This is a genomic window from Brachybacterium nesterenkovii (assembly GCF_900163655.1).
Lineage (GTDB): Bacteria > Actinomycetota > Actinomycetes > Actinomycetales > Dermabacteraceae > Brachybacterium > Brachybacterium nesterenkovii.
Genome location: NZ_FWFG01000107.1, coordinates 21,561 through 40,978, shown reverse-complemented (window position 1 = coordinate 40,978; position 19,418 = coordinate 21,561). Strand labels below are relative to the sequence as shown.

The following is a 19,418-nucleotide window of genomic DNA, read 5'->3' as shown; positions in this document are numbered from 1 at the left end:
CGGGGCACCGGGACGCGCTCATGAGGAAGGAGGTGTCGCAGTGATCGACAACAACAAGCAGACGGCAGGCGCCAGCGCGCTCATGCTCTTCGTGCGTGTCGAGACCGGCGGCACCTTCGAGCAGATCTCGCGAGGTCCAGCAGGCGGCTTTGACGCCGCGTGCGCCCTTTCCTGATCGGGCACCGGCCTTCGGGCCAGTCCTGACCGCGCGGCCCTGCCGCCGCGCAGCTCCCCGCACCTCGTGCGGGTTCTCCTCAGCCACGACGATCCCCAGGAACCACGACGATGACCGACGTCCTGATCCGACTCGACCCCGCGACCCGCGACGCCGCTGCGCCCCCCGCCGAGCTGCCCTGCCAGAACGCCGCCGCGGCCGACCTCTTCTTCTCCGAGGCTCCCGCCGACCTCGAGCACGCCAAGACCCTGTGCACCGGCTGCCCCCTGCAGCGGGAGTGCCTCGACGGCGCCCTCGCGCGCCGCGAGCCCTGGGGCGTCTGGGGCGGGGCGATCCTCCACGCGGGCGAGGTCATCGCCCGCAAGCGTCCACGCGGACGCCCGCGCAAGAACGCCGCGTGAGCTCGTCTGCGAGAACTGGCAGCTATGTGTGCAGACGCACCCTCTGGAGGCGGCGTCAGCACGCATAGCTGCCAGTTCTGTCACCGCGCGGAGATGAACCGGGTGCGGTGGGGCGATCCTTCAGGCGGGCGAGGTCATCGCCCGCAAGCGTCGCCGCGGACGCTCGCGCAAGAACGCCGCGTGACTGCGGTGGTCCTGGGCGCGGCAGCCCTGCGGACGCGGGACTCCTGTGGTCGCACGACGCGAATACGGTCGGCAGATGCTCGCAGGAGTCCTGCTTCTGCCGAGGATCCCCGGACATGCGAACGGGGCGCGACACCAGGTGGTGTTGCGCCCCGTCGTCGGTCCCGGGACGAGCCCGGAGCCCGGCTGGCTCAGGCCTTGCCGAGGATGCGGTTCAGCTTGGTGCCGCAGGTGGGGCAGACGGCCTTGGCCATCCGGCGGTTGTTGGAGACGACGACGTCGCCCTCCGCCTCGCGCTTCTCGCGGCACTTCACGCAGTAGAACTCGCCCTTATACTTCTCGTCAGCCATGAAGACTCCTTCGATGGGTTCACGGACCACCACGGGCGGGGTGCCCGGCCGGTCGGCGAAACACGGTCGGCCCACTGTAAACGGCTCGCCTGCTCAGGCACGAATCCTGCGTGCGCGTCGGCGCGTCACGCACGGCTGGCACCCGGGTCCGGTGTGCCGTGCGCTGGGCGGACGGGGTGCTGCGGGGGCCGACCGGGCGGCAGGGGCGGACGGCGACGGCCCGCCTGCACGCTTCGGGAACTGCTGTGCCCTGCGGTGGGCGGAGGAAGTGCGTGCGGCGGGCCGTGTCGATGTCCGGCGTCGCGGGGTTGGGCCCCACGACGGGGGAGTGAGGTCCCGGGGGCGCTCAGCACCACGCGCACCTTCCCCGTGTGCGTCCTGCTAGTTATCCCGGGACCTCACGTGTGCTCGAACGTATGCCCCTCCCGACCGCAAGGTCAAAGCGAGATGGGGGACGGCGTGTGGACAACTGTGGGCTTCCCGGTGGACGACCTGTGGGGAAGTGGGGCCGGGCTGTTGACGACCCCACGCTGTGGAGGAAGCGAAGGGCTCTGACGAGCACGGACCGTGTGCACACTCTGGGGACGACACGAATTCATGCGAATCTTGGACCATGTCCGACCTCGTTTCACATGATGGGATGACCGGCCCGAACGGTGAGCGCGTGCTCGTGCGCCGCTCCGCCCGGCGCCGCCGCGCCGTGACGATCACCCGGCGCGACGGCGACCTCGTGGTCGCGATCCCCGCCTCGATGTCCCGCCGCCAGGAGGCGCAGTGGGTGCGCACGATGGTCGAGCGCATGGCTCGGCAGGACCGGCGCGTCTCCGGCCGCTCCGATGCCGAGCTCGCCGAGCGCGCTCGGCTGCTCAGCGAGCGGCACTTCGAGGGGAGGGCGCGGCCGTCGTCGGTCACGTGGAGCTCGCGCCAGCGCTCCCGCTGGGGATCCTGCACCCCGCTGGACGGGACCATCCGCATCTCCGACCGCCTCAAGGACATGCCCGAGGACGTCCTGGACTACGTGCTGGTCCACGAGCTCGCCCACCTCTTCGAGGACGGCCACACGCCCGCGTTCTGGGCGCTCGTGGGGCGCTTCCCGCACGCAGAGCGCGCCCGCGGCTTCCTCGACGGCGTCAGCTGGGCCGAGCAGCGCGGCACCGGAGGCACTCCCGAGGAGAGCGAGGGCCCGGACCGGTGACAGCGCGGGCGACCCAGCCCGGCGTGAGAGAGCCAGCTGCCCAGCCGCAGGGACGTCACCACCCACGTCCTCGCAGTCGCGATCGCGCATACGGACCAGGTGCGATGCGGCGCGGGCGATGCCTCAGCGCCGCAGGCGAGGTCAGGGGGCGACCTCCCGCAGTTCTCAGCCGACCCAGCGGTCGACGTACGGCGCGAGCGCCGCGATCTTCTCGACGAGATCCGGAACCGCTCCCTCGGGCAGCTCGACCTCCGTCGCATGCCGGCCGTCCGCCCCGCGGGGCCACGGGACCCAGCGGATCGGCAGCCCCTCGGGGCTCGGGACGTCGACGAGCTCGGCCACGGGGAGGGCCGCACGCAGCAGGTACTCGACATCCCAGTGCTCCCCGCATGCCCCGAACGCGCCGGACAGCGCATGGCGGTGCAGCAGCGCGGGGCCGGGGCCGACGCGCGCGAGGTCCCCGAGCCCCGTCTCCTCGGCGACCTCGCGCCGTGCGGCGGACTCGAGCGAGGTCTCGCCGGGGTCGATGTGCCCGCCGGGCTGCACCCAGAACTCGCCCTTGGGGTGCCAGATGAGCCCGAGGGCGTCGGCTCCCGCATCCATCACGAACGCGCTCGCCGTCAGGTGCACGCGGCGGCCCTCCGCGTCGAAGGCGTCCCCGTCGCGGTGCAGGGCGCCGGGAACGGCCTGCAGCAGACGCACGTAGTCCCCGCGCATGAGCGGGTCGAGCGCGGTCGTGTCCGCGGCCTCGAGCTCGGCGACGGCCCGCGCGATGTCCGGGAACCCGGCGGGGGCAGCGGCGGCGGGAGCGGCTGCTGCTGATGGGACATCGCCCGACCCGGCGTCAGCGTCGGGCCCGGCGGCTGGTGCCGGGGCGCCAGCGGGCGCGGCGCCGACATCGTGCGCGTGCGCTGTCAGATCCCCCGGCAGGTCAGCGGGCGCTGTCATCGCCTGCGCCGCCATCGTCGCTGCCGTCGCCCGCGGTGTCATCGCTGGCGCCGTCAGCGCTCGTGCCGTCCTCGCCCACGGCATCCTCGCTGCTGCGCGACTCCTGGGCGGCGTTCGTCGCGTCGTCGTCGCCGCGCTCGTCGGCACGATCGTCGGCGCCGGCACCGTCGGTGTCGGCACTGTCAGCGTCCGCGGCGATCCTCCCCTGCGTGTCCTCCCGCGGGGCGGCATCCGCGCCCTCGCCGGACAGCAGCGCCTCGAGCTCGGCGTCGAAGTCGACCTCCGCCACGGCGGCCGCCGCTTCCCCGGACTCCTCATCGGACTGCGGGGCCCGCGGCGTACCGCTCAGCACCTCGGCGCTCGGCAGCAGATCGGGGTGCTCCCACACCTGGTCGCGTCCATCGATCCCCTCGGTCGCCAGCACCGACTCCCACCACGACAGCGCCTCGCGCACGCGGCGCGGCCGCAGCTCGATCCCCACCACGGAGGCGAGCATCTGCTCGGCCGGGCCGCCGGAGGCGCGGCGACGGCGGATCACCTCGCGCATCGCGTCGAGCCCCGGCAGCTTCCCCTCGAGGGCGTGGGAGACGACATGGTCCACCCACGCCTCGACGAGTGCGAGCGTGGTCGCGAGCTCCTCGAGGGCGCGCTCCTGCGCCTCCCGGCGGGTGAACACGAACATGCCGTCGGGGGAGGACTGCGCGATCGCCTGGGGGTCGGACATGTCCAGGCCGCGCACCATCTCGTCCAGGGCGTCGAGGTCCAGCGTGATCCCGCGGGCGTAGTCCTCGATCGCCCCGAACAGCTGACGGGGCAGCCACGGCACGGCGGAGAACAGGGCCGTGTGCGCGATCTCGCGGGCGGCGAGGAAGATGCGCGCGGCCGCCGGGTCGAGCTCGTTGTCGCGGATCAGGTCCTCGACGTTCGCGGCGACGAGCGCGGGCGTGCCGTCCGGGCCCAGCGGCAGCGACAGGTCCGTGGTCCCCGCCTCCTCACGGGCGAGGGAGCCGATCGCGTGGCCGAACTGGACGCCGAACATCGTCCCGCCCATGCGCTCCATCATCGAGCGTGGGTCCGCGCCGGGCATCGCCATGGGCATCTGCTCCATCTGCGCGGCCAGGGCGTCGCCGATCGCCCCGGACATGTACTGGGCCACCGGCTCGACGATCGACTGCCAGCGGTTCTTCGTGCGCACCACCCAGGTGCCGCGGCTCCACACGTCCAGCGACCGCGCGGGCATGTCGATCGCGGTCTGCGGATCCAGCCACAGAGCGGCCACGTGCCCGGCCTCGGTCAGGGCGCTGATCTGCTGGGGCGTGGGGCTCGGATCCCCGGGGGTGCCGGTCGGCTCGGGCGCGCCCGGGATCTGCACGGAGCCCGCCGCGGTCTGGCGCGCGAGGTCATGGCCCAGCTTCCAGTTCACGGGCCCCTCGCCGGCATCGGCGAACATGTGCTGCATCTGCGCCGCGGCGGCCCGCAGCTGCGCCGGGTCGGTGGGCAGGTTCGCCCGGCGCGCGAGCTCCGACAGGTCGACGCCGTCGAGGGCGCCGGGAGGGAGCTGCCCGCCGAATACCTCCTCGAGGAAGCGGCGGAGGCTCTCCTCGTCGCCGGCGGCGCTGGGGTCGAAGGGGCTGCTGCTCACGGGGCCTCCCGGGGCTGTCCTCCCGCACGGGGGCGGGGATGCCGCGGCTCGCGGGCCGCGGCGCGGTCGTCATCGGGCATCAGCGTATCGACGCGCGGTGGGAGCGCCCTGCAGGGGTGCGGCACAATGGCGCGGTGATCTCTCAGCCCGCCGCGAACACGCCCGACGGCCCCGCCGCCGACGGTCCCCTCGACGACTGCGGGCTCGGCGACGGCACGCGGCCCGGCGGCGCGCCCTCGCGCGGTACGCGCGACGACGGCGGGGTTCCCGGCCGCGGCGCCGCGCTGCGCCGAGCGCTCGGCAGGCGCCCGAACCCCCGCGCCCTCGCCTCCGGGATCTCGCTGCTGGTGATCTGCACGCTCCTGACCGCCGGCATGCTCGCCCCCGTCCCCTACGTGATCGAGCAGCCCGGCCCCGCGATCGACGTCCTCGGCGAGCACGAGGACCAGCAGATCCTCACGATCTCCGGCCACGAGACCTACCCGACCTCGGGCGCCCTCATGATGACCACGGTGTCCGTCGACGGCGGCCCCGGGTACACGGTCACCCCCGCCGAGGTCGTGCTCGCCTGGTTCGACCCCACCCGCACCGTGCTGCCCAGGGAGCTCGTGTTCCCCGCGCAGCAGACCCGGCAGGAGACGAGCCTGCAGAACGCGTCGGCCATGACCACCTCGCAGGAGGACGCGGTCGCCGTCGCCCTGACCGAGCTGGGCATCCCCGTCACGCCCAATGCGATGGTCGCGGGCGTCCTCGACGACGGGCCCGCCGCGGGCGTGCTGAAGGCCGGCGACGTGATCGTGTCGATCGAGGGCCAGACCCGTGCGAGCACCGAGGAGTACCAGCAGCTCATCGGCTCGCTGCCCGCCGGCGAGAGGATCGACATGGTCGTCCGCCGCGACGGCGCCGAGCAGTCCGTCTCGGTCCCCACCGAGGAGGTCGACGGGAGGACCCGCATGGGCATCGTCCTGGCCCGCGGCTACGACACCCCCGTCGACGTCACGATCTCCCTGGCCGACGTCGGCGGCCCGAGCGCCGGCACCATGTTCTCCCTCGCCGTCTACGACGAGCTCACCCCCGGTGAGCTCACCGGGGGGCAGAAGATCGCCGGGACCGGCACGATGGACCCCGACGGGACGGTCGGCCCCATCGGCGGGATCCGCCAGAAGCTCGTGGGCGCCCGCGAGGAGGGCGCCGACTACTTCCTCGCCCCCGCCGACAACTGCGACCAGGTCGCAGGCCACGTGCCCGAGGGGCTGTCCGTCGTGAAGGTGTCCACCTTCGACGAGGCCCTGCACGCGACCGAGACCATCGCCTCCCAGAAGTCCGCCGACGGACTGCCCACCTGCTCCTCCTGAGAAGGGATCCGCCCGACATGGCTCGACGCTCCGCCCGCCGCACGCCCCCGCGCCCCACCGTCGCCCTCGACTTCGGCGGCGTCCTGTCCGCCGGCCGCGACCCGATCGACGACATCTGCGAGATCGTCGGCGGCGACCGCGAGGCCGTCGCCCGCGCCTACTGGGACGCCCGCCCCGCCTACGACCGCGCCGCCGTGACGCCCGCCGAGTACTGGGGCGCCGTGGCCGCGGCCGGCGCGCTCGGCAGCGCCGATGCGACCGTCGTCGAGGACCTCCAGGACGCCGACGACCGCTACTGGCTGCGCCTGGACCCCGAGGCCCGCGCCCTCATCCACGACCTCGCCCGCTCCGGCACCCGCCTGGTGCTGCTGTCCAACGCGCCGGAGCCCTTCGGCGAGGCCGTCCGCAAGGCCGACTGGTTCGAGGCGTTCACCTTCGCCGTGTTCTCCGGCGAGGAGCGCGTGGCCAAGCCCGACGCCGAGATCTACGAGATCCTGCTGTCCGCGCTGGCCCACGAGACCGGGGGAGTGGCCCAGCCGCGCTCCGTGCTGTTCTTCGACGACCGCGAGGAGAACGTCGAGGCGGCCAGGCGCCTGGGCATCGACGCGCATCTCTGGCCCGGCAACGACCCCGCGCGCGGCGAGGGCGTCCCCAACCCCGGCGTCGCGCTCGCCCGCGAGGTCATCGCGGGGCGCGGCATCGAGCTGGACTGACCGGCCCGCGCGTTCGGCTGCACGGCCGATCAGCGGCGCGCTCGCCCGGCTGCCCGCTCACTCACCCGGCTGCCCGCTCGCCCCGCCGTACCGGGCGCCACGCGACCTGAGCAGACGGGGCGCCGTCGAGCTCTCGGCGCGCGCCGGATGCCCCGTCGGACCGCCCCGGTAGGATCGGACCGGTATGCCGGGCGCGAGCGCGCCCGCGGCCGTCCAGACCACAGGAGATGTGTTGGCAGAGTTCATCTACACCATGTACAAGGCCCGCAAGGCCGTCGGCGACAAGGTCATCCTCGATGACGTCACGATGAGCTTCTACCCGGGCGCGAAGATCGGCATGGTCGGCCCCAACGGCGCCGGCAAGTCCACGATCCTCAAGATCATGGCCGGGCTGGACCAGCCCTCCAACGGAGAGGCCCGCCTCAGCCCCGGCTACAGCGTCGGCATCCTCCTCCAGGAGCCCCCGCTGGACGAGTCCAAGACCGTCCTGGAGAACGTCCAGGAGGGCATGGGCGACCTGTACCGCAAGGTCCAGCGCTTCAACGCCATCGGCGAGGAGATGGGCGAGCCCGACGCGGACTTCGACGCCCTCATGGAGGAGATGGGCAAGCTCCAGACGGAGATCGACAACGCCAACGGCTGGGACCTCGACTCCCAGCTCGAGCAGGCGATGGACGCCCTCCGCTGCCCGCCCGGCGACGAGCCCGTCACCCACCTGTCCGGCGGTGAGCGCCGCCGCGTCGCGCTGTGCAAGCTGCTCCTGGAGAAGCCCGACCTGCTGCTGCTGGACGAGCCCACCAACCACCTCGACGCCGAGTCCGTGCTGTGGCTCGAGCAGCACCTGCAGCAGTACGAGGGCGCCGTCATCGCCGTCACCCACGACCGCTACTTCCTCGACCACGTCGCCCAGTGGATCGCCGAGGTCGACCGCGGCCACCTCTACCCCTACGAGGGCAACTACTCCACCTACCTGGAGAAGAAGGAGGAGCGCCTCAACGTCCAGGGCAAGAAGGACGCCAAGCTCGCCAAGCGCCTCAAGGAGGAGCTGGAGTGGGTGCGCTCGAACGCCAAGGGCCGCCAAGCCAAGTCCAAGGCGCGCCTGGCCCGCTACGAGGAGATGGCCGCCGAGGCCGAGCGCACGCGCAAGCTCGACTTCGAGGAGATCACGATCCCCCCGGGCCCGCGCCTGGGCAACGTGGTCATCAACGCCAAGGACCTCAAGAAGGGCTTCGGCGACCGCGTCCTCATCGACGGCCTGTCGTTCTCGCTGCCGCCCAACGGGATCATCGGCGTGATCGGCCCCAACGGCGTCGGCAAGACCACCCTGTTCAAGACGATCGTGGGCCTCGAGCCTCTGGACGGCGGCGAGCTGACCATCGGCCAGACCGTCAAGATCAGCTACGTCGACCAGAACCGCGAGAACATCGACCCGGAGAAGACGCTCTGGGAGGTCGTCTCCGAGGGCCTGGACTTCATCCAGGTGGGCAAGGTCGAGATCCCCTCGCGCGCCTACGTGAGCCAGTTCGGCTTCAAGGGCCCGGACCAGCAGAAGAAGGCCGGCGTCCTCTCCGGCGGCGAGCGCAACCGCCTGAACCTCGCACTCACCCTCAAACAGGGCGGCAACGTGCTGCTGCTGGATGAGCCGACCAACGACCTCGACGTGCAGACCCTGGGCTCGCTCGAGAACGCGCTGCTGGAGTTCCCCGGCTGCGCCGTGGTGGTCAGCCACGACCGCTGGTTCCTCGACCGCGTGGCGACGCACATCCTGGCCTACGAGGGCACCGAGGAGAACCCCTCGGACTGGTACTGGTTCGAGGGCAACTTCGACGCCTACGAGAAGAACAAGGTGGAGCGCCTGGGCGACGACGCGGCGCGCCCGCACCGCGTCACACACCGCCGCCTCACGCGCGACTGACCCGCGCAGGCGGCGGGATCCGCGGCAGGATCCCGCCCCGCTGGGCCCCGTCCCGCGGCGGGCTCCCGGTCCCGTGCCGGGCTCTCGTCCCGCGGCGGGCCCGGTTGAGCACTGGCGCTCTGGCGGGGACTGCGACGATATCGTCGCAGTCCCCGCCAGAGCGCCATCACTCGACATGGCACCGCCCTCGACCGGCACGGCCCTCGACCGGCGCCCTCTCGTCGATATAGCGCCACCACTCGAGATAGCGCCACCTCTCGACACGGGTGCGTGAGCGCCCTGCGGTAGCCTCGAGCGCATGAAGCCGATCAGCGAGGTCACCGTCGCCTCGGACCTCCCGGAGACCCTCGCGCCGCTGCGGGACCTGGCCCTCGACCTCCGCTGGACGTGGCGCCGCCAGACCCTCGACCTGTTCCGCCGCCTCGACCCCGACGCCTTCGAGCGCAGCGGCCGCAGCCCCATCGCGATGCTCCCGCTCGTCCCGGCCTCCCGGCTCGCGCAGGCCGCCCGGGACGACGACTTCTGCCAGCGCATGCACGGCGAGCTCGGCGACCTGCGCACCTACCGGACCTCGGACCGCTGGTTCCAGCGCACGGCCGCCCCGACGTCCGGCCCGGAGCCCGTCGTCGCCTACTTCTCCATGGAGTTCGGCATCACCGAGACGCTGCCGATCTACTCCGGCGGCCTGGGGATCCTCGCCGGGGACCACCTCAGATCGGCCTCGGACCTGGGCGTGCCGCTGATCGCGGTGGGCCTGCTCTACCAGTGGGGCTACTTCTCCCAGAGCCTGGACCGCGACGGGCAGCAGGTCGAGGAGTACCGGCTCAACGACCCCGCCGCGCTGCCCATCGAGCCCGTCCGCGACGCCGACGGCGAGCAGCTCACCGTCTCGGTCCGGCTCCCCGGGCACGGCGATGTCGTGATCGGACTGTGGACGGCGCGGATCGGCCGCGTCCCCCTGCTGCTGCTCGACACGAACCTGCCCGTCAACGGCGAGCGGGCCCGCCTCATCACCGATCGCCTCTACGGCGGCGACCACGAGCACCGCATCGCCCAGGAGGTGGTCCTGGGCATCGGCGGCGTGCGGGCGCTGCGCGCCTACTGCGCCGCGACCGGCCACGCGGAGCCCCAGGTGTTCCACCTCAACGAGGGGCATGCCGGCTTCTCGGGCCTCGAGCGCATCGGCGAGCTCATGCGCCGAGGCGCCGGCTTCGACGAGGCCCTCTCGGAGGTGCGCGCGGGAACGGTCTTCACCACCCACACCCCGGTGCCCGCCGGCATCGACCGCTTCGACGTCGACGAGCTGCGCGAGGTCCTCGACGCGGACGGCGCGGGGATCTCCCGCCTCGTCGACGCCCTCCCCGTGGAGGCGGCGCTCGCGCTGGGCCGCGAGGACGGCGGCGAGGTGTTCAACATGACCCACATGGGCTTCCGCCTGGCCCAGCGCGCCAACGGGGTCTCGCGCCTGCACGGCGCCGTCTCCCGCACGATGTTCCAGGACCTCTACCCGGGCTTCGACGCGGCAGAGGTCCCGATCACCTCGATCACCAACGGCGTGCACCGCCGCACCTGGGTGTCCGCGCCGATGGACGACCTCTACAAGAAGGCCATGGGGGAGATCGACATCTCCGCCACCGGCGACTGGTCGCAGCTGGCGACGCTCACGGACCACGACCTGCAGGACACGCGGCGTCGCCTGCGTGCGGACCTGGTCGAGATGGCGCGCGAGCACGTGCACCGGTCCTGGCTGCGGCGCGGCGCCGACGAGGCCGAGCTCGCGTGGACGCGGGAGATCCTCGACCCGGACGTGCTGACCGTCGGCTTCGCCCGCCGCGTCTCCACCTACAAGCGCCTGACCCTCATGCTGAGCGATCCCGATCGCCTGCGCCGCATCCTGCTGGACCCGGAGCGCCCGGTGCAGTTCGTCATCGCGGGCAAGGCCCACCCGGCGGACATGCCCGGCAAGGAGCTCATGCGGCGCCTCGTGGCCTTCGCCGACGAGGCGGGCGTGCGCCACCGCATCGCCTTCCTGCCCGACTATGACATCCAGATGGCGTCGGTGCTGGTGGCGGGCGCGGACGTGTGGCTGAACAATCCGGTGCGCCCGGAGGAGGCCTCCGGCACCTCGGGCATGAAGGCCGTCATGAACGGCGGCCTCACGTTCTCCGTCTCCGACGGCTGGTGGGACGAGATGGCCACCGACGAGGCGGGCTGGACGATCCCGACCGTCGAGACCGACGACCGCGAGCGGCGCGACCGCCTCGAGGCCGATGCCCTCTACGAGATCCTCGAGCGGCGGATCGTCCCGCTGTTCCACGACCGTGACGACGGCGGCGTGCCGCGGGCCTGGCTGCGGATGATCCGCGAGTCGCTCGTGCGGATCGCGCCGCAGGTGACCGCGTCCCGCATGGTCCGCGACTACGTGACCGAGCTGTACCTGCCCGCCGCCGCGGCGCACCGCGCCTTCGCGAGCGACCCCTCGCTGCGGGAGACGTTCACGGCGTGGAAGGGTCGCGTCTCGGACGCGTGGCCGCGCGTGCGGATCTCCGACGTGCGCATCGAGGGCGCCGAGTCCGGCCGCGTCGCGACCGGCTCCGAGGTGGCCCTCACCGCGGCGGTGGACCTGGGCGGTCTCGATGCCGCCGACGTGATGGTCGAGGCCGTGGTGGGGGAGGTCGGGGCCGACGGCGAGATCACCGACCCCACGCTGATCCCGTTGCGGTCGATCGGCGGCGGCCGCTGCGGCGCCCGCTTCACGCTCGCGGTGCCCGGGCGCGTCGGCTGCACGGTCCGCGCCGTCCCCCGCCACGAGGCCCTCGCCTCGCGGGCCGAGCTGGGGCTGGTCGCGACCGCGTGATCCGCACCCGCCCCCTCACCGCCTACCTGCTGGTGGCGCCGAGCCTGCTCGGCGTCACCGCGTTCCTGATCCTGCCCGTCGTCCTCGCCTTCGCGGTCTCGCTGATGCAGTGGGACCTCATCGGCGCGCCGACGTTCGTGGGGCTCGACAACTACGCGGCCCTGCTGGAGGGCGGCTCGCTCGGCAACTCGCTGCTGGTGACCGCCGTGTTCACGCTCATCTCGGTGCCGGTGACGCTCGCGCTGGGGCTGCTGCTGGCGACCCAGCTGGTGCGCGCGCTGCCCGGCTCCGCCCTGGTGCGCGTGATCGTCGTGATCCCGTGGGTGTGCGCGCCGCTGGCCATCGGCGTCGTGTGGACGTGGATCTTCCAGCCGTCCACGGGCGCGCTCAACGCCCTGATCGGCCACCGCATCGAATGGCTGACGTCGCCGACACTCGCGCTGCCTGCGGTCGCCTTCGTCGCGATCTGGCAGAACGTCGGGTACGTGTCGCTGTTCTTCCAGGCGGGCCTGTCGCGGATCCCGGACTCGATCTACGAGGCGGCCGAGCTCGACGGCGCCGGCCCGTGGCGCCGCCTGGTGTCGATGACGATCCCGCTGCTGCGCCCCACGACGTTCTTCCTCGCCGTCACCCAGGTGGTCGCCAGCTTCCAGGTGTTCGACACGATCTACGCGCTGACCGGGGGAGGGCCGCAGCACCGCACCGAGGTGATCGCCGCGCTCATCTACTCCGAGGGCTTCACGGCCTTCCGCCTGGGCCGGGCGAGCGCCGCCGCCGTGATCCTGTTCGTGATCCTTGTGGTCATCACCGTCGTCCAGCAGAGGTGGTTCGCCAAGCGGATCACCTACGACATGAGCTGAGGGGAGGGAGACCGCCATGGCAACGAGCCCGAAGAGCGCCAAGAGCACGGGCGCGAACGCGAGTGCGACGAGCACAGGCGCGACGAGCGCGACGAGCAGGGGTGCGACCGCGAGCGCGACCGCGACGACCACCGCCGCGGAGCCAACCCGGCCTGCGCGTTCCCAGGGGCGCTCCCGCCGCGTGTCCGGCGTCCTGGCGAACCTGGGGACCTATGCGGTGCTGCTCATCGCCGCCGTGCTGACGCTGTCCCCGTTCCTGGTCTCGGCGCTGACGGCATTCACGTCACCGCGGCAGTTCGCCCAGCGCGGCCCCCTGCGCCTGCCGGACCCGCCGACGCTGGAGAACTTCGCGGCCCTGTTCACGGGCACCGACGGCTTCGTCACCCCGGTGGTCGTGACGGTGCAGATGGTCGCGGTGATCCTCGTCGGCCAGATGGTGTTCTCGATCCTGGCCGCCTACGCGTTCGCGCGCCTGCGCTTCCCCGGCCGCGACCTGCTGTTCTGGGTGTACGTCGCGACGCTGATGGTCCCGCAGGCCGTCGTCGTCGTGCCGCTGTACCTCATGATGAGCGAGGCCGGGCTGCGCAACACGTTCTGGGCGCTCGTGGTGCCGTTCATGCTGGGCTCGCCGTACGCGATCTTCCTGCTGCGCGAGAGCTTCCGGACCATGCCGAGCGAGCTGATCGACGCGATGCGCGTCGACGGCGCCGGGCACCTGCGCCTGCTGTGGAACCTGGTGCTGCCGCTGAACCGGCCGACGATCGTCACGCTCGTGCTGATCACCGTCGTGACGCACTGGAACTCGTTCCTGTGGCCGCTGGTGATCACCACCGGGCCCGAGTGGCGCACCGTGACGGTCGCGACGGCGTCGCTGCAGAGCCAGTACAACAACAACTGGACGCTTGTGATGGCCGCGACGACCCTCGCGATGGTCCCGCTCGTGCTCCTGTTCATCGTCTTCCAGCGGCAGATCACCCGCTCGATCGGCGCCTCGACGCTGCGCTGAGGCGCTGCCCCGGTGCGGGCGCCGGACCGGACGCGGCCCGGGAGGCGCTGCGTCGCCGATCAACCCGGGGTCTCGGGCCGCCTCCGCGGTCCGTGCGCCCGCTCCGCCCCGTTCCGTCCCGGTTCGTCCGACCGCTCGGTCTCGCCGCGTCTCCCTGAGCGGTGGCGCTCGGGCGCGCCGTGCACAATGGTCCCGAGCCGCGCCGCGTGCGCGGACCGCGAAGGAAGGAACCCCATGCTCTCTCGACGCCGCCTCCTGACCGCTCTCGCCGCGACCGGCGCTGTCGGCACCGCCGCCGCCTGCTCCCCGTCGTCCTCGAACGGGGGCGGCGATGACGGCGAGGACGCCAAGACCCTCACCTTCCGCCTGTGGGACGAGACCGCCAAGCCCGCCTACGAGGAGTCCTTCCAGGCCTTCACCGAGAAGACCGGCTGGAAGGTCGCCATCACGGTGGTCCCGTGGGACGAGTACTGGAAGACGCTCTCGCTCGACGTCGGCTCCTCCGAGGCCGCGGACGTCTACTGGATGAACTCCGCGAACTTCGTGCAGTTCCAGGAGTCCGGGAACCTCATGAACATCAACGACGTCGTCACCGAGGGCCGGGACAAGTGGGTGAAGTCCGTCGTCGACCTCTACACGCGCGACGGCGGCCTGTGGGGTGTGCCCCAGCTGTGGGACTCGATCGCCCTGTACTACAACAAGAACCTCACGGACGCGGCCGGCATCGACCCGGCCTCCCTGCGCTTCGACCCCGCCGCCCCCACCGACGCCCTGCGGGACGCGGGACGGGCCCTGACCCTCGACCAGGGCGGCAAGCACCCGGGCGACGAGGGCTTCGACCCGAACACCCGCACGCAGTTCGCGTTCAACGCCCAGGCCGACCGTCAGGCCATCATCGGCCCGTTCCTCGCCTCCAACGGCGCCCAGTGGCAGGACGCGGACGAGAAGTACTCCTTCGCCTCCGCGGAGGGCATCGCCGCGTTCCAGTACGCCGCGGACCTCGTCAACGTCCAGCAGATCGCCCCGAGCGCCGCCGATACCAACGAGAACGGCGACTTCACCCGTGACCTGTTCACCCAGGGCAAGCTCGCGCTCTTCCAGTCCGGCCCCTACAACGTCAAGAACATCGCCGAGGGCGTGGGCGACACCTTCGCGTGGGGCATCGCCCCGCTCGTCGCCGGGCCCGCGGGCGGCAAGTCCGTGATCCACGGCGTCGTCGCCGTCGGCAACGCCCGCGCCGGGGACGAGAAGAAGGAGGGCATCCAGGAGCTGCTGCGCTGGCTCGGCACCGCCGACGGCCAGCGCCCGCTGGGCACCCAGGGCGTCGCCTTCCCCGCCCACGCCGACGCGCAGGGCGCCTTCGTCGAGCACTGGAGCGGCAAGGGCGTGGACGTCCAGCAGTTCATCACCGCGACGAACGACACCACCCCGGCCGACCGCGGCGCCAAGTCCAATGCGGGCCTCGAGGCCGCGATGCCCATCTTCCAGGAGATCTTCATCGGACGCCTGAGCGCGGCCGACGGCCTGCCCGCGGCCCAGGAGGCCGGGAACGAGGCCATGGCCTGATGTGCGGCCCCAGGGCTGCGCTGCCCGGGACAGCGGTGCCGCGACCCTGACGCGACGTGGACCCTGACGCGACGTGGACCCTGACGCGACGTGGGCCCTGACGCGACGTGCCCCGCCCGATGCTCATCGGACGGGGCACGCGCACGCCCGGGGCGTCAGTGCTTGATGCGGACCATGCCCTCCTGGATCACGGTGGCCACGAGCGCGCCCGAGCGGTCGAACATCCGGCCCTCGGTGAGCCCGCGGCCGCCGGCCGCCGAGGGGGACCGCTGCACGTACAGCAGCCACTCGTTGAGGTCGACGTGCCGGTGCCACCAGATCGCGTGGTCGATCGTCGCCACGCGCAGCCCCGGCGTCACCCACGAGAGGCCCTGACGGCGCAGGATCGGCTCGAAGGGCGTGTAGTCGCTCGCGAAGGCGAGGATCGCGTCGTGCACGCCGCCGGGGGCATCGATCGGGGCGATCATCCGCATCCACACCATCTGCGTGGCGCTCGCCGAGCCGTCGGGGCGGATGTAGATCGGATCGGTCACGTGGCGGATGTCGATGGGGCGCTGGGTGGCCCAGTACTGCGCGACGGGGTGGTCGATGCCCTCGAGCACCTGCGCCGTCGTCGCGAGCCCCTCCGGATCCGGGGCGTCGGGCGCGCGCTCCTCGTGCTCGAGGCCGTCCTGCGCCTCCTGGAACGAGCTGGTCATCGACAGGATCGTGCGCTCGGCGCCGTCGTCGGTCTCCTGCGTGGCCAGGACGCGCCGGGCGGAGAAGGAGCCGCCGTCGCGCAGCTGCTCGACCGCGAAGCGGATCGGCACGTCGGGCGCGCCCGGGGCCAGGAAGTACGAGTACGAGGAATGGATGCGCCGACCCGCCGGAACGGTGCGGACCATCGCGCTGATCGCCTGGCCCATCACCTGGCCGCCGAACACGTGCCCGCCGGGCTGGGGGTTCGAGTAGCCCTCGAAGACGGCCTCGTCGATCTGCTCGAGGTCCAGGAGGTCCACGAGCCCCTGGGCGACGGCTGCGGGGGAGGCGGGGCCCGGGGCGAGCGACGCCGGGTCCGGTGCGGTCTCGGGCGCCGGGGGCGCCGGAGGAGCCTCGGAAGCGAGAGGGGTCTGCGAGTCGTGCGAGGTCATGCAGGTCATCGTAGGGCGCGCGCCTCCATGGCGAGCACAGCGAGGTCCTCCGGCGAGACGGCGCCGCCGATGCCGAGCTGCAGCACGCGCCCGGGCAGGAGGACGCGATCGAGGGCGGCGCTGGTGCCCTCGGAGCGCAGACGTGCGACGCCCTCGTCGGTGAGCGAGACCGCGAGGCACGAGCCGCGGGCGGTGACGCCACCGATGACCCGGAGCAGGGCGGGCATGCCGCCGGGGACCTGGAGGCGCTGGGCGCGCACGTCCGCGATGTCGCCCCACGGGATCGTCCGTTCGCTGACGCGGACGCCGGCGGCGGAGATCGTCAGGGTCAGCGGTCCTCCCGGGCGCCGGATCCGCAGGCCGTGAGCGGCGACCCCCACGAACAGGAGCATGAAGACCGATCCGATCGCGCCGCCGATCGCATCCTCGAGCCTCCCGTCGCGGATGCCGAGCACGCAGGTTCCGACGGCGCCGGTCGCGGCCACGAGGGCGAACAGGAGCAGGGCGGCGGAGGACAGGCGCGAGCGGCGCGAGGGCGGCGAGGAGACGCGTCCTGTCCTGTGCAGCTCCTCCAGGAGGCCCGGGAGCCTCCCGGACGTGCCTGCGCTCGGCCCTGTCGGCCCCGTCATCGACCCCATCGGCCGCTCCCGTCACCCGCTCCCGTCACCCGCTCCCGTCGCCCGCGTCGGCACCCCGGCACAATGGTCCCATGGCACACCTCGACATCCGCGTCCCCATGCGCTGGAGCGACATCGACGGCTACGGGCACGTCAACAACTCCGCGATGCTCACCCTCCTCGAGGAGGCTCGCATCCGAGCCTTCTGGGCGGCCCCGGAGGAGCAGGTGGCGCTCGGTGCTGAGGTGCTCCCGAGCGCGTTGCCGACCACGCAGGACGGCGCCTCCGCGGTGCATACGGTCGTGGCGAGCAACCGCATCGAGTACCGGCGCGAGCTGGGCTTCCGCCGCGACGCGGTGATCGTGCGCCTGTGGCTGTCGCGCATCGGCGGCGCGAGCCTCACCCTCGAGTACCAGGTGCTGACGGGGGATGACCCGCAGGCCGCCGCGCCCTATGCGATCGCGCGCACCGTGATCGTGCTGGTCGACGCGGCGACGGGGCGTCCGACGCGCCTGGCGCGGGAGCAGCGCGAGGCCCTCGAGGAGTTCAGCGGGCCGGCGCAGGCCTTCCGCGACTGACGTAGCCCGCTGAGCCCGGCGCGGGTCGCAGGGGCGCGGCACGGCGACGGGCCCCTGCGGCGCGCGGCACAGCGCTCAGTGCCACGGTAGGGCTCAGTGAAAGGCCACGAGGGTGGGAGGCTGCTCAGTCCATGCGGTCGGGCAGCAGCTCGCCGACCATCGGCGCCTGCCCGCCGTCGTGCGTGTTGACCAGCGAATGCGCGGCCCGCTCGAGGTAGTCCCACAGCGCCTCCGCGTGCAGCGGCGCGAGCCCCAGGGAGTCCACGGCCGCGCGCATGTGGCCCAGCCACGCATCGCGCGCGGCGGGGGAGACCGGGAAGATCGCATGGCGCACCCGCAGGCGGGGATGCCCGCGCCGCTGCCCGTACGTCTTGGGCCCGCCCCAGTACTGCTCGAGGAACATCGTCAGGCGCTCGCGCGCGCCCGGCATCGTCGGATCCGTCTCCGCCTCCGGATATATCGGCCGCAGCAGGGGATCGGTGACGACCCCCTCGTAGAAGCGGTCGACGAGGGCGACGAACGTCGCTTGCCCGCCGATCGCCTCGTAGAACGAAGGCTCCGCGGCGGGCTCGGGCCCGCCGGCCGGGGTGAGGGGGATGGTCATCGCAGTCTCCGCATCGTGGTCCCGCATCGTCGTCCGGTGTCGTCCCCCGGTCGCCGGGGTGGTGGTCGTGCCGTCGGGTGGTCGTGCCGCCGGATCAGGTGGTCGTGTGCTGCATGAACGGCGGCATCGCGAACTCGATGCCCGCCTCCTCGAACTCGGTGCGCACCCGCTGGCGCAGCTCCTGCTCGACGGTCCACTGCTGGCCGGGCATCACCTTGGCGACGATGCGGCGCTGCACGCGCGCGCCGTCCACCGACAGGATGCCCGAGACCACGGGCTCCTCGAGCAGCAGCTCGCGGAACGTCTCGTCCGACCAGATCGCTGCGACGGCCTTCTCGAGCGCGGCCGTGACGTCCGCGTGGCGCGCCCGGTTGGAGATGTCGAGCTGGACGACGGCGTTGGAGAACCCGCGCGACATGTTGCCCACGCGGATGATCTCGCCGTTGCGCACCGTCCACAGCACGCCGTCGAGGCTGCGGACCTGCGTGGTGCGCAGGTTGATGTCCACCACGGTGCCGGTCGCGTACTCGATGTCGATGACGTCGCCCACCGCGATCACGTCCTCGAACAGCATCACGAGGCCCGCGATGAAGTCCTTGATGATCGTCTGGGCGCCGATGCCGGCGGCCACGCCCACCACGCCCAGCGACGCGATGATCGGGCCCACGTTCACGCCGAACTCGGCGATGATCATGATGCCCGCCATGATGCCGATCGCCGCGGCGGCGATGTTCACGGCGACCGTCGACAGCGTCTTCGCGCGCTGCTCGCGCCGGGCCCGGGCGGCCTCGACCTGCTGGGTGTCGCGCTTGACCACGGCCGACGTCATCGAGGACAGGACGGAGCCGGAGTCGACCATCGTGCGGAAGAACCGCCGGATCAGCCAGCCCGCGGCGATCCTCAGACCGGCCGCGAGGAGCAGGATCACGAGGATCCGCACCCCGCTCGTGGCGAGCCAGGTCAGCAGCTGATCCGCGAAGGTCTCCGCCTTCTGCACGTTGTCGTCCGCGAGGAGCCAGTCGAAGTCCATGCCCCGACCCTAACCACGACGGGCGCGATGCGCCTGGACGGCGACTGGACGGGCGGGGCGATGCGCGCGAGCGCCCCCCTGCCGTCCTCGTGCCCAACCTTCCCGCGCCGACGAGAGCGCGGAAATGAGCCACCTGAGCGGCTCGTTTCCGCGTTCTCGCGGGGCGACATGGCTCGTTTCGTCGATCTCGGCGGTCGCGGGACGGGAGGCGGGCGAGAACCTGACGCCCAGGAGCCCGGGCAGGCGCGGCCGGCTTCGGGGACCGGCAGCCTGCTGCCGCGGTCAGGCCCGGC

18 protein-coding genes are annotated in these 19,418 nt (G+C 72.5%); 11 read left to right on the top strand and 7 right to left on the bottom strand.

The genetic code is table 11. From position 1 onward, the window contains the following. Positions 1-40 precede the first annotated feature (40 nt). Positions 41-175: a hypothetical protein gene (locus FM110_RS14775; protein WP_268802202.1), complete on the top strand. Its 135-nt coding sequence runs from the start codon at positions 41-43 to the stop codon at positions 173-175. Positions 176-285: 110 nt separating this feature from the next. Then, positions 286-576 (top strand): WhiB family transcriptional regulator, encoded by a 291-nt coding sequence (locus FM110_RS12200; RefSeq protein WP_087105020.1) that lies wholly within the window; start codon positions 286-288, stop codon positions 574-576. 374 nt (positions 577-950) lie between these two features. On the opposite strand, the gene FM110_RS14335 is transcribed toward FM110_RS12200, so the two are convergent. Further along, positions 951-1,109 carry a DUF5679 domain-containing protein gene (locus FM110_RS14335; RefSeq protein ID WP_087105019.1) on the bottom strand — a complete coding sequence of 53 codons (159 nt, stop codon included), beginning with the start codon at positions 1,107-1,109 and terminating at the stop codon, positions 951-953. 640 nt (positions 1,110-1,749) lie between these two features. Between FM110_RS14335 and FM110_RS12190 the strand changes: the two genes are divergently transcribed. Continuing rightward, positions 1,750-2,304 (top strand): M48 metallopeptidase family protein, encoded by a 555-nt coding sequence (locus FM110_RS12190; RefSeq protein ID WP_234992447.1) that lies wholly within the window; start codon positions 1,750-1,752, stop codon positions 2,302-2,304. A 165-nt stretch (positions 2,305-2,469) separates the two neighbouring features. On the opposite strand, the gene FM110_RS12185 is transcribed toward FM110_RS12190, so the two are convergent. Continuing rightward, positions 2,470-3,252, bottom strand: a complete 783-nt coding sequence (locus FM110_RS12185) for an NUDIX domain-containing protein (protein ID WP_087105049.1) — start codon at positions 3,250-3,252, stop codon at positions 2,470-2,472. Beyond that, positions 3,236-4,894 (bottom strand): zinc-dependent metalloprotease, encoded by a 1,659-nt coding sequence (locus FM110_RS12180; protein ID WP_087105017.1) that lies wholly within the window; start codon positions 4,892-4,894, stop codon positions 3,236-3,238. The genes FM110_RS12185 and FM110_RS12180 overlap by 17 nt, the downstream gene beginning before the upstream one ends. 134 nt (positions 4,895-5,028) lie before the next feature. On the opposite strand from FM110_RS12180, the gene FM110_RS12175 reads away from it, so the two are divergent. The 7 genes from FM110_RS12175 (at position 5,029) to FM110_RS12145 (ending at position 15,166) form a co-directional block, all read left to right on the top strand. Next, complete coding sequence (locus FM110_RS12175; protein WP_234992446.1) at positions 5,029-6,249, top strand: YlbL family protein; 1,221 nt, start codon at positions 5,029-5,031, stop codon at positions 6,247-6,249. A gap of 17 nt (positions 6,250-6,266) precedes the next feature. After that, a complete protein-coding gene (locus FM110_RS12170; RefSeq protein WP_087105016.1) occupies positions 6,267-6,962 on the top strand; it encodes an HAD-IA family hydrolase in 696 nt (231 codons plus the stop codon). 232 nt (positions 6,963-7,194) lie between these two features. Further along, the gene (gene ettA / locus FM110_RS12165; RefSeq protein ID WP_087105047.1) at positions 7,195-8,877 is read left to right on the top strand and encodes an energy-dependent translational throttle protein EttA; all 1,683 of its coding nucleotides are present in this window, start codon (positions 7,195-7,197) and stop codon (positions 8,875-8,877) included. A gap of 298 nt (positions 8,878-9,175) precedes the next feature. Next, positions 9,176-11,734: an alpha-glucan family phosphorylase gene (gene glgP, locus FM110_RS12160; protein WP_087105015.1), complete on the top strand. Its 2,559-nt coding sequence runs from the start codon at positions 9,176-9,178 to the stop codon at positions 11,732-11,734. Continuing rightward, positions 11,731-12,594, top strand: a complete 864-nt coding sequence (locus tag FM110_RS12155; protein WP_087105014.1) for a carbohydrate ABC transporter permease — start codon at positions 11,731-11,733, stop codon at positions 12,592-12,594. Before glgP ends, FM110_RS12155 begins: the two co-directional genes overlap by 4 nt. Before the next feature lie 16 nt (positions 12,595-12,610). Beyond that, positions 12,611-13,600 (top strand): carbohydrate ABC transporter permease, encoded by a 990-nt coding sequence (locus FM110_RS12150; RefSeq protein WP_087105013.1) that lies wholly within the window; start codon positions 12,611-12,613, stop codon positions 13,598-13,600. A gap of 234 nt (positions 13,601-13,834) precedes the next feature. Continuing rightward, positions 13,835-15,166, top strand: coding sequence for an ABC transporter substrate-binding protein (locus FM110_RS12145; protein ID WP_087105012.1), 1,332 nt, complete (start codon positions 13,835-13,837; stop codon positions 15,164-15,166). A gap of 155 nt (positions 15,167-15,321) precedes the next feature. Here the strand turns inward: FM110_RS12145 and FM110_RS12140 are convergent, their stop codons facing one another. Further along, a complete protein-coding gene (locus tag FM110_RS12140; protein WP_087105011.1) occupies positions 15,322-16,296 on the bottom strand; it encodes an acyl-CoA thioesterase in 975 nt (324 codons plus the stop codon). A 5-nt stretch (positions 16,297-16,301) separates the two neighbouring features. Then, positions 16,302-16,925, bottom strand: coding sequence for a hypothetical protein (locus FM110_RS12135; protein WP_143276390.1), 624 nt, complete (start codon positions 16,923-16,925; stop codon positions 16,302-16,304). Between the two features lie 80 nt (positions 16,926-17,005). On the opposite strand from FM110_RS12135, the gene FM110_RS12130 reads away from it, so the two are divergent. Then, positions 17,006-17,491 carry an acyl-CoA thioesterase gene (locus tag FM110_RS12130; protein ID WP_087105009.1) on the top strand — a complete coding sequence of 162 codons (486 nt, stop codon included), beginning with the start codon at positions 17,006-17,008 and terminating at the stop codon, positions 17,489-17,491. A 124-nt stretch (positions 17,492-17,615) separates the two neighbouring features. Here the strand turns inward: FM110_RS12130 and FM110_RS12125 are convergent, their stop codons facing one another. Together FM110_RS12125 and FM110_RS12120 are read right to left on the bottom strand one after the other, a co-directional pair. Beyond that, positions 17,616-18,095, bottom strand: a complete 480-nt coding sequence (locus FM110_RS12125) for a globin (protein ID WP_087105008.1) — start codon at positions 18,093-18,095, stop codon at positions 17,616-17,618. Positions 18,096-18,189: 94 nt separating this feature from the next. Continuing rightward, positions 18,190-19,125, bottom strand: coding sequence for a mechanosensitive ion channel family protein (locus FM110_RS12120; RefSeq protein WP_087105007.1), 936 nt, complete (start codon positions 19,123-19,125; stop codon positions 18,190-18,192). Positions 19,126-19,418: the final 293 nt, after the last annotated feature.

Bases quoted from the DNA above. Each gene is read 5' to 3' on its own strand.
- FM110_RS12145 (WP_087105012.1), top strand. From the start codon at position 13,835: ATGCTCTCTCGACGCCGCCTCCTGACCGCTCTCGCCGCGACCGGCGCT.
- FM110_RS12130 (WP_087105009.1), top strand. From the start codon at position 17,006: ATGGCACACCTCGACATCCGCGTCCCCATGCGCTGGAGCGACATCGAC.
- FM110_RS12135 (WP_143276390.1), bottom strand. From the start codon at position 16,925: ATGACGGGGCCGACAGGGCCGAGCGCAGGCACGTCCGGGAGGCTCCCG.
- FM110_RS12200 (WP_087105020.1), top strand. From the start codon at position 286: ATGACCGACGTCCTGATCCGACTCGACCCCGCGACCCGCGACGCCGCT.
- FM110_RS12150 (WP_087105013.1), top strand. From the start codon at position 12,611: ATGGCAACGAGCCCGAAGAGCGCCAAGAGCACGGGCGCGAACGCGAGT.
- FM110_RS12190 (WP_234992447.1), top strand. From the start codon at position 1,750: ATGACCGGCCCGAACGGTGAGCGCGTGCTCGTGCGCCGCTCCGCCCGG.
- FM110_RS14335 (WP_087105019.1), bottom strand. From the start codon at position 1,109: ATGGCTGACGAGAAGTATAAGGGCGAGTTCTACTGCGTGAAGTGCCGC.
- FM110_RS12140 (WP_087105011.1), bottom strand. From the start codon at position 16,296: ATGACCTCGCACGACTCGCAGACCCCTCTCGCTTCCGAGGCTCCTCCG.
- FM110_RS12120 (WP_087105007.1), bottom strand. From the start codon at position 19,125: ATGGACTTCGACTGGCTCCTCGCGGACGACAACGTGCAGAAGGCGGAG.
- FM110_RS12185 (WP_087105049.1), bottom strand. From the start codon at position 3,252: ATGACAGCGCCCGCTGACCTGCCGGGGGATCTGACAGCGCACGCGCAC.
- FM110_RS12125 (WP_087105008.1), bottom strand. From the start codon at position 18,095: ATGACCATCCCCCTCACCCCGGCCGGCGGGCCCGAGCCCGCCGCGGAG.
- glgP (WP_087105015.1), top strand. From the start codon at position 9,176: ATGAAGCCGATCAGCGAGGTCACCGTCGCCTCGGACCTCCCGGAGACC.
- FM110_RS12170 (WP_087105016.1), top strand. From the start codon at position 6,267: ATGGCTCGACGCTCCGCCCGCCGCACGCCCCCGCGCCCCACCGTCGCC.